Genomic DNA, 13886 nt, shown 5'->3' on the forward strand with positions numbered 1-13886 from the left:
CTAGTGGCGCAGGGGGCGGATTGTCGCAGATTTAAAGGACGAACGAGATCCCTTGTAGGAGCTGACGAGTGAAACGAGGCTGCGATCTTTTGATCTTGCATTTAGGAACCAAGATCAAAAGATCGCAGCCTCGTTTCACTCGACAGCTCCTACACAGCTCCTACAGGGGGGAGGTGCTACTCGTTGTCGAGGCCTTTGCGCCGATAAGGAAACACATCAATCACCTTCCCGGCGCGAATGGCTTCCTGAAGGCTTTTCCAGTAATCGGCGTTGTAAAGCTCACCATGCAACTGATCAAACAACTTGCGCTGCCCCGAATCAGCAAACAAAAACGGCGGAAACTCTTCAGGAAACACATCCAGCGGTCCGATCGAATACCAAGGCTCCGACGCCATCTCGTCTTCCGGCGTACGCGGTAGCGGGATATGCCGGAAGTTGGCTTCAGTCAGGAAGCAGATCTCGTCATAGTCATAGAACACCACCCGCCCGTGACGAGTGACGCCGAAGTTCTTCAGCAGCATGTCGCCGGGAAAGATGTTCGCCGCCGCCAGTTGCTTGATCGCCAACCCGTAATCTTCCAGCGCCTCGCGGACCTGAGCGTCGTTGGCGTTCTCCAGATACAGGTTCAACGGCGTCATCCGCCGTTCGGTCCAGCAGTGGCGGATCAGCACGGTGTCGCCCTCTACCGACACGGTGGACGCGGCCACTTCAAGCAGCTCTTCCAGGCACGCCGGGTCGAACTTGCTCAACGGGAAACGAAAGTCGGCAAATTCCTGGGTGTCGGCCAGGCGCCCGACCCGGTCGACGCTCTTCACCAGACGGTACTTCTCGATCACCGTGGCGCGGTCGACGTTCTTTGACGGTGAGAAGCGGTCCTTGATGATTTTGAATACGGTGTTGAAGCCCGGCAGGGTAAACACGCTCATCACCATGCCACGCACGCCCGGGGCCATGATGAACTGGTCGTCGGTGTTGGCCAGGTGATTGATCAGCGCCCGGTAGAACTCGGATTTTCCGTGTTTGTAAAAGCCGATCGAGGTGTACAGCTCGGCGATGTGCTTGCCCGGCAGGATGCGTTTGAGGAAACCGATGAACTCCGCCGGTACCGGCACGTCGACCATGAAATACGAACGGGTGAACGAGAAGATGATCGACACGTCCGCTTCATCGGTGATCAGCGCATCGATCTGAATCCCTCGACCTTCACGGTGCAGCAGCGGAATCACCAGCGGCCATTGTTCGTCCTGGGTGTAGATGCGCCCGACCAGGTACGCGCCTTTGTTGCGGTAAAGCACCGAGGAAAACAGTTCGACGCTCAATTCCGGGTCCTTGCAGACCCAGTCCGGCAGGTTCTCGCGCAATTGCCCTTCGAGACGACTCAGGTCGCCCGCCAGGTTGGCGTAATCCTCGCTGAAGCGGTAGTCGGCAAAAATGCTCGCCAGCATCCCGGACAACTGGCCCTGGGGCTTGTACGTACGGGTTTGTGCCGCACGGGCCCGGCGCAGGCTCGGCCGGGTGGTGTGGATGAACATGCAGCCGTCACTGATCAGGTCGTGGCTGAACAGCCCGCAGAAGATCGAGTTGTACCAGGTTTCGGACAGTTCATCGTCGAAGCGCAGGTCGATCAGCGTGATGTAAGCGCTTTTGACCAGCGGCCAGCAGCTGACATCCAGCGTGTCGGCGTCGAAAGCGATGCGCAGCCGTTCCACCGTTTCGCTGACTTTTTCTTCGTAGAGATTGATCCGCGCGGCCGACGCCGATTGCGTCTCCTGCCACTTGGCCTGCTCGAAGCGAGCCCGGGCGCCGTCGGTGATCTGGCGGAAATGCTCGCGGTAATCGTCAAAGCCATCGAGGATCATTCGGGCGATGTCGGCGGCTGGCCATTGCTGCGGCATAGGTAAAACCTCGGCGGCTGATGCTTATCGTGGGGCCTGAGCTTAGTGGCCCTTTGTTACGCAACGCAACCATTGCCTTGCGTCCTGACTGGCGCGACACTTGCGTGCCAATCAAGGAAGGAACGTGCTGTGAACCCCGTCGATACTCTGCGTTTGTTATCGCTTGCCGCCATTTGGGGCGCGAGCTTTCTGTTCATGCGTATCATTGCCCCGGTGATTGGCACAATCCCCACTGCTTTTTTCCGCGTATCGATTGCCGCGGTCGGCCTGTTGGTGATTCTCGGGCTGATGCGCATCAGCTGGGATTTCAAAGGAAAACTCAAAACCGTGATGCTGCTCGGAGTGATCAACTCCGGGATTCCGGCGACGCTCTATTCGGTGGCTGCGCAAGTGTTGCCGGCCGGTTATTCGGCGATTTTCAACGCCACCACCCCATTAATGGGCGTGCTGATCGGCGGTCTGTTCTTCCATGAAAAGCTCACCGCCGCCAAGCTTGGCGGCGTGTTCCTCGGGCTGTTTGGCGTGGGCATCCTGACCCGTGCCGGTCCGGTGGCGTTCGACAGGGAACTGCTGATGGGCGCCCTCGCCTGCCTGCTCGCCACGACCTGCTACGGTTTCGCCGGATTCCTCGCGCGCCGCTGGCTTGATCAGGCCGGTGGTCTCGACAGCCGCCTTTCGGCGCTGGGCAGCATGCTGGGCGCGACGTTGTTTCTGTTGCCGCTGTTCGGTTACAGCGTGATCAGCCAGCCACCGGAAAGCTGGGGCGGCTGGAGTGTCTGGTTGTCATTGCTCGGGTTGGGTCTGGGGTGCACCGCGTTTGCGTACATCATTTACTTCCGCTTGCTCAGCTCGGTTGGCCCGGTGAAGTCGATGACCGTGACCTTCATGATCCCGCCGTTCGGGGTGTTGTGGGGGGCGATGTTGCTGGATGAGCCGTTGTCGATGGCGCACATCTATGGCGGGGTGTTGATTGCGGCGGCGTTGTGGTTGGTATTGAAGACGGCGGTGGTGAAGCCGGTTGAGGCTGCTGCCCGGTAGTTTTGTGGTGTTGCTGATTACGCCTTCGCGAGCAAGCCCGCGATGGCGTCGGTTCAGACAACTACAGAGCTAACCACTGACATCGCCTCAATGCTCCAGGCCTTATTCAGGTTCAGGCTGATTTACGGAAAACGAACACCAGACCGACGATGATCAGCAGCATGCCGAGCATGCTCAATGCAGCCAGTCGATTACCAAAAATCAGGTAGTCCATCACCGCCGTCACCGCCGGCACCAGGTAAAACAGACTGGTGACATTGACCAGGTTGCCCCGGGCGATCAAGCGATACAGCAGCAAGGTTGCCAGCACCGACACCACCAATCCCATCCACAACACCGGCACGATGAAACCGGTGCTGTGGTCGAAATGAAAGGGCTGGAACGGCACGAAGACTCCGCAGAGCAACAGCCCCGCCAGGTACTGCACTGGCAGCGTGCCGAGTGGATTGTCGGTGATGCGCTTCTGCATGATCGAACCGAACGTCATGCTCGCCAGCGCCAGCAAACCGAAGAGCATACCGGCCAATGACATACCGGCCAGACCGATGCCCTGGTAAACCACCATGATCAACCCGGCCAAACCCAGTGCCAGACCAAACATTCTGCTGGTTGATCGCTGACGCTCCATGATCACCACCGTGAGAATGGGCTGCACGCCCATGATCGTGGCCATGACGCCGGGTGTGACTTTCAGGTCCAGGGCCAGCAGATAGAAAATCTGATAAGCCCCCAGCAACACCACGCCCGTGGCCATCGCATACACCATCGGCTTGCCGCCCTTGGGCAGCTTCAGCTTGAGCAACGGCACCAGCAGCACCAATCCGCAGATTGCGATAGCGAAGCGAATCAACAGAAAAGCAAAGGGTGACGCGTGGGCCAGGCCCCATTTGGAGAAGATCGCCCCGCTGCTCCACAGCAGAACGAACAGGCTCGTGGACGCCGCCGCGAGCGCGGTGTTTTTCGAAAGGACAAACATGAATACCACCTGTAGTCAGGCAAAAAGCCAACTCAGCCGAAGCTGAAATTCAGTAGTTTTTTCAGGCGGGCACTTTTTAGTCGGGCATGGAAACAGCAGAAAAAAGCTGATCAGCCCGAGAAGCCAACGCCTGGCGGTGATACGACTGCGCACACCGGCGAGCTACTGACAGGTGGGGGGTAATGACTGATCTGCGCAGGCTGCTGATTCCCGCACGGCACGACGCCAGCGTTGACCGCTGAATCGACTACCGCGTTGATGAGGGAAACTGGCATGGGCTGATCTTTTTTGAAGGGTAAAAAGGCGGGTTGTAAAACACCGAGCGCCGACTATAACCAGCGGGTCACATGGATTGCAATGACCTGGACAAAGGGCAACGATCTGTAGCAGCTGGCGAGGCCTGCGTCCGATCGCGGCCCGAGCCGAACGCAGGCTTCGCCAGCTGCTACAAAAGAGGGTGTTTCGCTTGATATTTTTCTGTGTTCGGAATCACCCAAACAACCAATACCCCAACAAGGTCAATACCACCACCGCCAACACCGGTCGCAGCACACGGTAGGCCTTGGGATTGCGACGCTTCCACTGTTTGATCAAACCACTGAACTTGTCGCTGGAGTTCTTGCTCCATGCGTAAACATGGTTAATCCCGCCAACACGTTCATCATCAAGATTCTGCGGTGCAGTGGCGCGCCCCAAAAAGCCACTGACCCAGCGGTTGATGCGGGTCACTAGGCGGTTGCTCAGCGGTCGTTCGATGTCGCAAAAAAGGATAACCCGAGTCTTGTCGGTTTCATTCTTGACCCAATGCACGTAGGTTTCGTCGAACATCACGTCCTCGCCATCACGCCAGGCGTAGACCTGACCGTCGACGAAGATCCGGCAATCGTCGGAGTTCGGCGTCGACAGCCCCAGGTGATAACGCAGGGAACCGCCGAACGGATCACGGTGCGGGTTGAGGTGGCTGCCGCCTGGCAGCAACGCGAACATCGCGCCTTTGATGTTGGGAATGCTGCTGAGCAGTGCCACGGTTTTCGGGCACAGGGCTTCGGCCGATGGCAGTGGTTTGTCGTACCACTTGAGGTAAAAGCGCTTCCAGCCTTTCTTGAAGAACGAACCGAAGCCAGCGTCGTTGTTCCTTTCGGCGGCGCGGATGTAACCCTCGTCGAACAAATGCATCGCTTCGTCGCGGATGACTTCCCAGTTGTCCTTGAGCACATCCAGTTCCGGGAACTTGCTGCGGTCAAGATAGGGTTTGGATGGCACGCTGGAGAACAGGTACATCAAGGCGTTATAGGGCGCGAACAAAGCCGAGTGGTTGACGAACTGACGCAAGACCGGCAAACGCGCCTTGCCGCGCAAATGCACATAGAGAGTGCTGCCGAAGAACAGCAACAAAAGCGACGCCTTTGCGGCAAGGGAAACGGTCATTAACAACTCCTTGTTAGTAGACAACTTTGCACAACGCCATTTACCCGACGTGGCAGCCGGCCATGATAAACATTACCGGCCTCGGGAAGAACCCGTGTGTCTCAACATTCAGCGTTAAGGATTGCGCAATCAAGCACTTCTTAACATAAGGTTCCTGAAAGGGGGCTGACCTGAATCAACCCCTCCCACTGGATCAAAAATCGCAACGCCTATTGCTGATTCTCCTGCTCGGTAAACAGATCACTGAACAGCATGCTCGACAGGTAGCGTTCACCGGAGTCCGGCAGGATCACCACGATGGTCTTGCCCTGCATTTCCGGGGTTTCCGCCAGACGGACGGCCACCGCCATGGCGGCGCCGCAGGAAATGCCGCTCAAAATCCCTTCTTCCTGCATCAGGCGCAGGGCCATGGCCTTGGATTCTTCATCGCTGACCAACTCAACCCGATCGACCATCGACAGATCAAGATTCTTCGGCACAAAACCGGCACCAATACCCTGGATCTTGTGAGGGCTCGGCTTGATTTCTTCACCGGCCATTGCCTGGGTGATGACCGGCGACACCACTGGCTCCACCGCCACCGAAATAATCGGTTTACCCTGGGTAATCTTGATATACCGCGAAACCCCGGTAATGGTTCCACCCGTTCCGACGCCTGCCACCAGTACGTCGACTGCCCCGTCGGTGTCGTTCCAGATTTCCGGACCGGTCGTTTTTTCGTGGATGGCCGGGTTGGCCGGGTTTTCAAACTGTGACGGCATGAAGTAGGCAGTCGGGTCGCTGGCGACAATTTCAGCAGCCTTCTCGATTGCTCCTTTCATGCCCTTGGCCGGTTCGGTCAGTACCAGTTCGGCCCCCAGTGCCTTGAGCACTTTGCGTCGTTCGATACTCATGGACGCTGGCATGGTCAGCATCAGCTTGTAACCGCGAGCCGCAGCAACGAACGCCAGGCCGATACCGGTATTGCCTGAGGTCGGTTCGACAATGGTCATGCCAGACTTGAGTTTGCCGGTGCTTTCGGCGTCCCAGATCATGCTTGCACCGATCCGGCACTTGACCGAGTAACCGGGGTTACGCCCTTCGATCTTGGCCAGGATGGTCACGCCGCGCGGGGCGATACGGTTGATCTGCACCAGCGGTGTATTGCCGATGGAATGGGCGTTGTCAGCGAAAATACGGCTCATGGCTGGGTCCTTGTACAGCGTTGGATAAGCCATTCAAGGTATGCCTGTTGCCCGTGGTCGTCCAGTCAGTCGAACGTCCTGCAACCGGCGCAGTCAATGGTTTTACATCGCCAGAGATTTGCCATCATGAAACGCAGATACAGTTGGCCCCTGTGGACCCTCGCCGGCCTCGTTGTGCTGCTGATTGCCCTGCACATCGCCCTGCCCTACTTGGTGCGCGACTACCTGAATGACAAGCTGGCGGACATGGGGGACTACCGTGGCCAGATCACTGATGTGGACCTGGCCCTGTGGCGCGGTGCGTACAAAATCAACGGGCTGCAAATCGTCAAGGTCGACGGCAAGGTCCCGGTGCCTTTCGTCAACGCGCCGCTGATAGACCTCTCGGTCAGTTGGCACTCGCTCTGGTACGACCACGCGGTCGTGGCCGAGGTGCAGTTCTTCAAACCTGAGGTGAACTTCGTCGACGGTGGCGCCAACAAGAAAAATTCCCAAACAGGTGAGGGCACCGACTGGCGTGCCCAATTGAGCAAACTGGCGCCGATCACCTTGAACGAAGTGCGGATCTACGATGGCAAGATCAGTTTCCGCAACTTCAACTCCAAGCCCCCTGTGAACATGAACGCCACTCAGGTCAACGCCAACATCTACAACCTGACCAACGTCGTCGACACGAAAGGTAAACGTGACGCTCGTTTCGAAGGCAAGGCGCTGCTGCTCGGGCACGCCCCACTGGAAACCACCGCCACCTTCGACCCGTTGAGCAACTTTGAAGATTTCGAGTTCCGCCTGCGGGTCAAAGACATCGAACTCAAACGCATGAACGACTTCGCGTCGGCCTATGGCAAGTTCGACTTCAATTCAGGTCACGGTGATGTGGTCATTGAAGCGCAGGCTAAAAAAGCGCAATTAACGGGTTACATCAAACCACTGCTGAAAGACGTCGACGTGTTCAATTGGCAGCAGGACGTAGAGAACAAGGACAAAGGGATTTTCCGCTCCATTTGGGAGGCCATCGTCGGCGGCTCCGAAACGGTGCTGAAAAACCAGGGCAAGAACCAGTTTGCGACTCGCGTGAAACTGAGCGGCAATGTGCATCGCCGAGATATCAGCGCATTCGAGGCTTTTTTGCAGATTTTACGCAACGGCTTCATCCAGGCGTTCAATGCCCAATACGAACGGCCCAAGCCGGATGCGGACTGAGTCACCAAGTGACGCCCCATTCAGAGACTGAATAAGCCGTCTGCGTTCACAGTCGACCGGGCACCGCGTTATAGTCGGGTACTACAATTATTGCGCCCCGCCCTGCCTCGTTCAGGTCGGCATTACCGTTCGAGGATTAGCAGATGAAGTTCGAAGGCACCCCGGCCTACGTCGCCACCGATGACCTGAAGCTGGCGGTCAACGCCGCCATCACTCTGGAGCGCCCGCTGCTGGTCAAGGGCGAGCCGGGCACCGGTAAAACCATGCTCGCCGAGCAACTGGCCGAGTCCTTTGGCGCCAAACTGATCACCTGGCACATCAAGTCCACGACCAAGGCGCATCAGGGCCTGTACGAGTACGACGCAGTCAGCCGCCTGCGCGACTCGCAACTGGGCACAGAGAAAGTCCATGACGTTCGCAACTACCTGAAAAAGGGCAAGCTCTGGGAAGCCTTCGAATCCGAAGAGCGGGTGATCCTGCTGATCGACGAAATCGACAAGGCCGACATCGAATTCCCGAACGACTTGCTGCAAGAACTCGACAAGATGGAGTTCTACGTTTACGAGATCGACGAGACCATCAAGGCCAAGAAACGCCCGATCATCATCATTACCTCCAACAACGAGAAAGAACTGCCGGACGCCTTCCTGCGCCGCTGCTTCTTCCACTACATCGCCTTCCCCGACCGCGTCACGCTGCAAAAAATCGTCGACGTGCATTACCCGAACATCAAGAAAGACCTGGTCAGCGAAGCGCTGGACGTGTTCTTCGACGTGCGCAAGGTACCGGGCCTGAAGAAGAAGCCATCGACCTCCGAACTGGTGGACTGGCTGAAACTGCTGATGGCCGACAACATCGGTGAAGCAGTACTGCGCGAACGCGATCCGACCAAAGCGATTCCGCCGCTGGCAGGCGCTTTGGTGAAGAACGAACAGGACGTGCAGTTGCTTGAGCGTCTGGCGTTCATGAGCCGTCGCGGCACTCGATAAGGGCAAACGCCATGCTGCTCAACCTGTTCAATGAAATGCGCGCAGCCAAAGTACCGGTCTCGGTGCGCGAACTGCTGGACCTGATCAACGCGCTTAAACAGCGCGTGACCTTCGCCGACATGGACGAGTTTTATTACCTGTCCCGGGCGATTCTGGTGAAGGACGAAAAGCATTTCGACAAGTTCGACCGGGCGTTTGGTGCTTACTTCAATGGCCTGGAAAAACTCGACGATCACCTTCAGGCCTTGATCCCGGAAGACTGGTTGCGCAAGGAATTCGAGCGTTCGCTGACCGACGAAGAGCGGGCGGCGATCCAGTCCCTCGGCGGCCTGGACAAGCTGATCGAAGAGTTCAAGAAACGCCTCGAAGAACAGAAAGAACGCCATGCCGGCGGTAACAAGTGGATCGGCACCGGCGGCACCAGCCCGTTCGGCTCCGGCGGCTTCAACCCGGAAGGCATTCGCGTCGGCGATGCCGGCAAACGCCAGGGCAAAGCGGTCAAGGTCTGGGATCAGCGCGAGTACAAGAACCTCGACGATTCGGTGGAGCTGGGCACGCGCAACATCAAGGTCGCCCTGCGCCGGTTGCGCAAATTCGCGCGCCAGGGCGCGGCGGAAGAACTGGACATCGATGGCACCATCGACCACACCGCGCGCGATGCCGGGCTGCTGAACATCCAGATGCGTCCGGAGCGGCGCAACACCGTCAAGCTGTTGCTTCTGTTCGACATCGGCGGCTCGATGGACGCCCACGTGAAGATCTGCGAAGAGCTGTTCTCGGCCTGCAAGACCGAGTTCAAACACCTGGAGTATTTCTACTTCCACAACTTCGTTTATGAATCGGTGTGGAAGAACAACATGCGCCGAACGTCCGAGCGCACGTCGACCCAGGATCTGCTGCACAAATACGGCGCCGACTACAAAGTGATCTTCATCGGTGACGCCGCCATGGCGCCGTACGAAATCACCCAGGCCGGCGGCAGCGTCGAGCACTGGAACGAAGAAGCGGGTTATGTGTGGATGCAGCGGTTCATGGAGAAGTACAAGAAGGTCATCTGGATCAACCCGTATCCGAAAGATACGTGGGGCTATACGTCTTCGACCAACATCGTGCGGGACTTGATTAACGACCAGATGTATCCGCTGACGTTGCGGGGTTTGGAAGAAGGGATGCGGTTTCTTTCCAAATAATCTTCGGTGTCTGGTCTGACGCTATCGCGAGCAAGCTCGCTCCCACAATGGATTTGGTCGTACACAAGGAATGTGTTCGCCAGAGATCAAACTGTGGGAGCGAGCTTGCTCGCGATGCTTTTAGCGGTTGACGAATCGTTGAAGATATTCGACCTGCTCCCGATGTGCCACATCCTGCACCACCGGCCGCAACCGCACCGTTGCCCCCGGCAGACACTGCGCCAGTCGCGCCAGCGCCAACGGCGTCAACGCCCCCAATCGCGGATAACCACCAATGGTCTGCCGATCATTGAGCAACACAATCGGCTGCCCGTCCGGCGGTACCTGAACCGCACCCAGCGGGATGCCTTCGGAAATCATCGGCTTACCCTGATACTGCAACGCCGTTCCCAGCAAGCGGATCCCCATCCGGTCGGCACGGCTGTCGAGGGTCCAGATGCTGTTGAACGCGTCAAACGAACTCTGTCCACTGAACTCGCCGATCTGGGCACCGAGCACCAGGTCCAGTGGCGCGTTGAGTTTGAAATCCGGCACCTGTTCGCGCGCCAATTCCCGCAGCAGGAGCAGCGAGCTGCCCGAGTAGCTCAACTGCGCATCTTTGGCCAACGCCCGGCCCATGCCATCCAGCCCGCCGAGTTCCTCACGGACCACCGTTGCGCTGCTGCCCAACACCTTTGGCGCATCAAATCCGCCCGGGGCCGCCAAATAAGCCCGGGCCCCAAGCAGCGGTTGAGTGAATTGCAATTGCTGACCTTTGTTCAGCCTGAAACTGCGCCACGGTGCCAACGCCTCGCCATCCACCTGCGCCCCCAGATCCGCCCCGGCCAACGCCAGCACGCAATCCTCTTCGGCAACGACGGTGAACCCGCCCAGGGTGATTTCAATCACCGGTGCATCCAGGCCATTGCCCAGCAACCAATTAGCCCACGACATCGATTGCCAATCCGCCGCCCCGCCCTGGGTCACGCCCAGATGCCGCACGCCGAAACGACCAGCGTCCTGCAACAGGCACAGCGGTGTACTCGCTTCTATTGATAGACGGCTCATGCCTGCGCCTCCAACGGCGTGTCATCACCGCCCAGATTGATGAATTCGGCATGGCTGACGGCTTCGAAACGCACCGTGTCGCCTGGTTGCATCAGGCTGTAGCCGTCGCGTTCGCGGTCGAACAATTTGGCCGGGGTGCGGCCGATCAGATTCCAGCCACCGGGGGACACCACCGGGTAAGCGGCCGTTTGGCGTTCAGCGATGCCGACACTTCCAGCAGCCACTTTTTTACGCGGAGTGTTCAGACGCGGCGCCGCCAGCGCTTCGTCCACCAACCCCATGAAGGCGAAACCCGGCGCGAAACCCAAGGCGAACACCTGATACTCGCGCTCGCTGTGGCGGCGGATCACTTCATCCACGGCCAATCCGCTGCGCTGGGACAACAGGCTCAACTCCGGGCCAACGCTCAAGTCATACCAGACCGGCAACACATGACATTTGCCGCGGGTGCAGGCGTTGGGCGACAGATCGATCAAGGCCTCAGCGATCAGCTCCCGCGCTTGAGCCGGACTCAACGCGGTCAGATCGTAATGCACCATCAACGTCGTATAGGACGGCACCAGATCGATCAGATGCCCGGCGAATGCAGCACGCAGACTTCCACTGGCTGCAAGCATCCACGGCATGTTGGCCTCGCTGATCTCATCAAACAAACGGACCATCAAGCAATCCAGCGCCACCACTTCTACCCGCAGGTTCATGGCGCGCTCTGCTGATCAAGTGCTTCGCGAATACGCCGCACGGCGGCTACCGAACTGGCATTGTCGCCGTGTACGCAAAGGGTGTTGGCCTGCAAGTGCAAGGCACTGCCATCGCTGGCCGTGAGGTTGCCGCCGCGGGCAATGGTCAGCGCCTGCTCGATGATTGTTTCGGGATCGTGATGCACTGCGCCCGGCAGTTGCCGCGAGACCAGCATTCCCGCACTGTCGTAAGCGCGATCGGCGAAGGCTTCGAACCACAGGGTCACGCCGTATTCATCGCCCAACTGCTGGGCGGCGCTGTTGTCGCGAGTGGCCATCAACATCAGCGGCAACTCACGATCATAGGACGCCACAGCCTGAAGCACTGCGCGCAATTGCGCCGGGTTGGCCATCATGTCGTTGTACATCGCGCCGTGCGGCTTGACGTAACTCACCCGCCCACCCTGAGCCCGGCAAATGCCGTCGAGAGCGCCGATCTGGTAATGCACAATGTCCTGAAGTTCCTGGGCGGTATAGGCCATGGAACGGCGGCCGAAGCCGACCAGATCCTGATACGCCGGATGTGCGCCGATCTGCACGCCGTTGCTCAAGGCCAGGCTGACGGTCTTGCGCATGATGCTCGGGTCGCCGGCATGGAAACCGCAGGCGATGTTGGCGCAATCGATGAAGGGCATGACCTCGGCGTCCAGACCCATGGTCCAGTTGCCGAAACTCTCGCCGATGTCGCAGTTCAATAGCAGGCGGTTCACGGTGAACACTCCTGTAGGTTTGATTCTTTTTAGCTGTAGGCATTTGCCCGTAGATTATCAGCTACTCGGCTTCAAGTTGCTTGCCACGGGTTTCCGGCAGGCTCAGGGCCGCAAGGATCACCACCCCATAGGACACCGCCGCAAAAGCACCGATGCCTACGCTCAATGGCACCGTCTGGCTCATCAAGCCGATCAACAGCGGGAACAACGCCGCCAGCGCCCGGCCAATGTTGTAGCAAAAGCCCTGGCCCGAACCGCGAATCCGCGTCGGAAACAGTTCAGTCAGAAATGCGCCCATGCCACTGAAAATCCCCGAGGCGAAGAAGCCCAAAGGAAAGCCCAGCCAGAGCATCACGCCATTGCTGACCGGCAATTGGGTGTAGAGCAGAACAATGGTGAACGAGCCGACCGCGAACAGAATGAAGTTCTTTTTACGCCCGAGGATGTCAGTCAAATACGCGCTGATGACGTAACCGACGTAGGAACCGACGATCACCATCGCCAGATAACCGCCCGTACCGAGTACGCTCAAACCGCGTTCGTTCTTCAGAAAGGTCGGCAACCAGGAGGTGATCGCGTAGTAACCGCCCAGAGCACCGGTGGTCAGCACCGAAGCACGAATCGTGGTGAAAAGGATACCGGGAGCGAATATCTCGTAGAATTTTGCCGGATTGCTGGGTTCTTGCTTAGCCTTGGCTTCGCGATAGATTTCCGGGTCCTTGACCAGCCGACGGACGAAGATCACAAAAATCGCCGGCACGATGCCAAGGATGAACAATGCGCGCCAGGCGTCTTCCGGTGGCATCACCGAGAACAGCAACGCATACAAAATCGCCGTCAGCCCCCAACCCAGCGCCCAGCCCGATTGCACCATACCCACCGCTTTGCCGCGGTCCTTGGCGCGAATCACTTCACCCATCAACACCGCACCAGCGGTCCATTCGCCGCCGAAACCGAAGCCCATCAGCGTGCGGCTGATCAGCAGTTGTTCGTAGTTTTGGGCGAAGCCGCAAAGGAAGGTGAAAAAGGCGAACCACAGCACGGTGAGTTGCAAGGTGCGTACGCGACCGATGCGGTCGGACAGAATCCCTGCCACCCAACCGCCAATGGCCGAGGCGATCAAGGTGCTGGTGTGAATCAGCCCGGCCTCGCCGGTGGTGATGCCCCACATCGCAATCAGGGTCGGCACCACGAAGCTGAGCATCTGCGTGTCCATGCCGTCCAGGCCATAGCCGATCTTGCAGCTCCAGAAGGTGCGACGTTCCTGCTGATTGATGTTGCGGTACCAGTCGAAAGGTCCCGGGCGAGCCGTGGCTTTGGGGATGTCGAGCGTGTCGGGCGCACTCATGGCAAATCTCCGCGCTAATTTTTATTGGTATTGTTCTGAGCCCCGACGACGCCTATCGTGGGAACCGGATGGCCTGATTTTTGGGCTGCCGGCCCTGCTGCGTCCAACTAATAAAAACCCGCCCTAGACATAAGAAAA

12 protein-coding genes are annotated in these 13886 nt (G+C 58.3%); 4 read left to right on the plus strand and 8 right to left on the minus strand.

The window, feature by feature from the left end; translation table 11 throughout:
• Positions 1-176: 176 nt before the first annotated feature.
• Complete coding sequence (aceK, locus tag WLY71_RS06735; RefSeq protein ID WP_347802952.1) at positions 177-1895, minus strand: bifunctional isocitrate dehydrogenase kinase/phosphatase; 1719 nt, start codon at positions 1893-1895, stop codon at positions 177-179.
• Between the two features lie 129 nt (positions 1896-2024).
• Here aceK and WLY71_RS06740 point away from each other — a divergent pair, with 129 nt between their 5' ends.
• Positions 2025-2933, plus strand: coding sequence for a DMT family transporter (locus WLY71_RS06740; protein WP_347802953.1), 909 nt, complete (start codon positions 2025-2027; stop codon positions 2931-2933).
• Positions 2934-3045: 112 nt separating this feature from the next.
• On the opposite strand, the gene WLY71_RS06745 is transcribed toward WLY71_RS06740, so the two are convergent.
• The 3 genes from WLY71_RS06745 to cysK form a co-directional block, all read right to left on the minus strand.
• Positions 3046-3909 (minus strand): DMT family transporter, encoded by an 864-nt coding sequence (locus WLY71_RS06745; protein WP_347802954.1) that lies wholly within the window; start codon positions 3907-3909, stop codon positions 3046-3048.
• 489 nt (positions 3910-4398) lie between these two features.
• Positions 4399-5337, minus strand: a complete 939-nt coding sequence (locus WLY71_RS06750; protein WP_347802955.1) for an aspartyl/asparaginyl beta-hydroxylase domain-containing protein — start codon at positions 5335-5337, stop codon at positions 4399-4401.
• A 209-nt stretch (positions 5338-5546) separates the two neighbouring features.
• Positions 5547-6521 (minus strand): cysteine synthase A, encoded by a 975-nt coding sequence (cysK, locus tag WLY71_RS06755; RefSeq protein ID WP_347802956.1) that lies wholly within the window; start codon positions 6519-6521, stop codon positions 5547-5549.
• A 126-nt stretch (positions 6522-6647) separates the two neighbouring features.
• On the opposite strand from cysK, the gene WLY71_RS06760 reads away from it, so the two are divergent.
• The 3 genes from WLY71_RS06760 to WLY71_RS06770 all read left to right on the plus strand — a co-directional run bounded on the left by WLY71_RS06760 (position 6648) and on the right by WLY71_RS06770 (position 9903).
• Complete coding sequence (locus tag WLY71_RS06760; RefSeq protein WP_347802957.1) at positions 6648-7724, plus strand: DUF748 domain-containing protein; 1077 nt, start codon at positions 6648-6650, stop codon at positions 7722-7724.
• Positions 7725-7867: 143 nt separating this feature from the next.
• Positions 7868-8713, plus strand: coding sequence for an AAA family ATPase (locus WLY71_RS06765; RefSeq protein ID WP_140677330.1), 846 nt, complete (start codon positions 7868-7870; stop codon positions 8711-8713).
• Positions 8714-8724: 11 nt separating this feature from the next.
• Entirely contained in the window at positions 8725-9903 is a 1179-nt protein-coding gene (locus WLY71_RS06770) for a vWA domain-containing protein (protein WP_008153157.1), read from the plus strand.
• 120 nt (positions 9904-10023) lie between these two features.
• Here WLY71_RS06770 and WLY71_RS06775 read toward each other — a convergent pair whose 3' ends face one another.
• From WLY71_RS06775 to WLY71_RS06790, 4 genes are all read right to left on the minus strand, one after another.
• Positions 10024-10950 (minus strand): 5-oxoprolinase subunit C family protein, encoded by a 927-nt coding sequence (locus WLY71_RS06775; RefSeq protein WP_347802958.1) that lies wholly within the window; start codon positions 10948-10950, stop codon positions 10024-10026.
• Positions 10947-11651 (minus strand): 5-oxoprolinase subunit B family protein, encoded by a 705-nt coding sequence (locus WLY71_RS06780; RefSeq protein ID WP_347802959.1) that lies wholly within the window; start codon positions 11649-11651, stop codon positions 10947-10949. Before WLY71_RS06780 ends, WLY71_RS06775 begins: the two co-directional genes overlap by 4 nt.
• Positions 11648-12400 (minus strand): 5-oxoprolinase subunit PxpA, encoded by a 753-nt coding sequence (locus WLY71_RS06785; protein WP_134422161.1) that lies wholly within the window; start codon positions 12398-12400, stop codon positions 11648-11650. The genes WLY71_RS06780 and WLY71_RS06785 overlap by 4 nt, the downstream gene beginning before the upstream one ends.
• 61 nt (positions 12401-12461) lie before the next feature.
• Entirely contained in the window at positions 12462-13748 is a 1287-nt protein-coding gene (locus WLY71_RS06790) for an MFS transporter (RefSeq protein ID WP_347802960.1), read from the minus strand.
• Between the last annotated feature and the right edge of the window lie 138 nt (positions 13749-13886).

It is taken from the genome of Pseudomonas rossensis (assembly GCF_039888995.1).
In the GTDB taxonomy this organism is placed as follows: domain Bacteria; phylum Pseudomonadota; class Gammaproteobacteria; order Pseudomonadales; family Pseudomonadaceae; genus Aquipseudomonas; species Aquipseudomonas rossensis.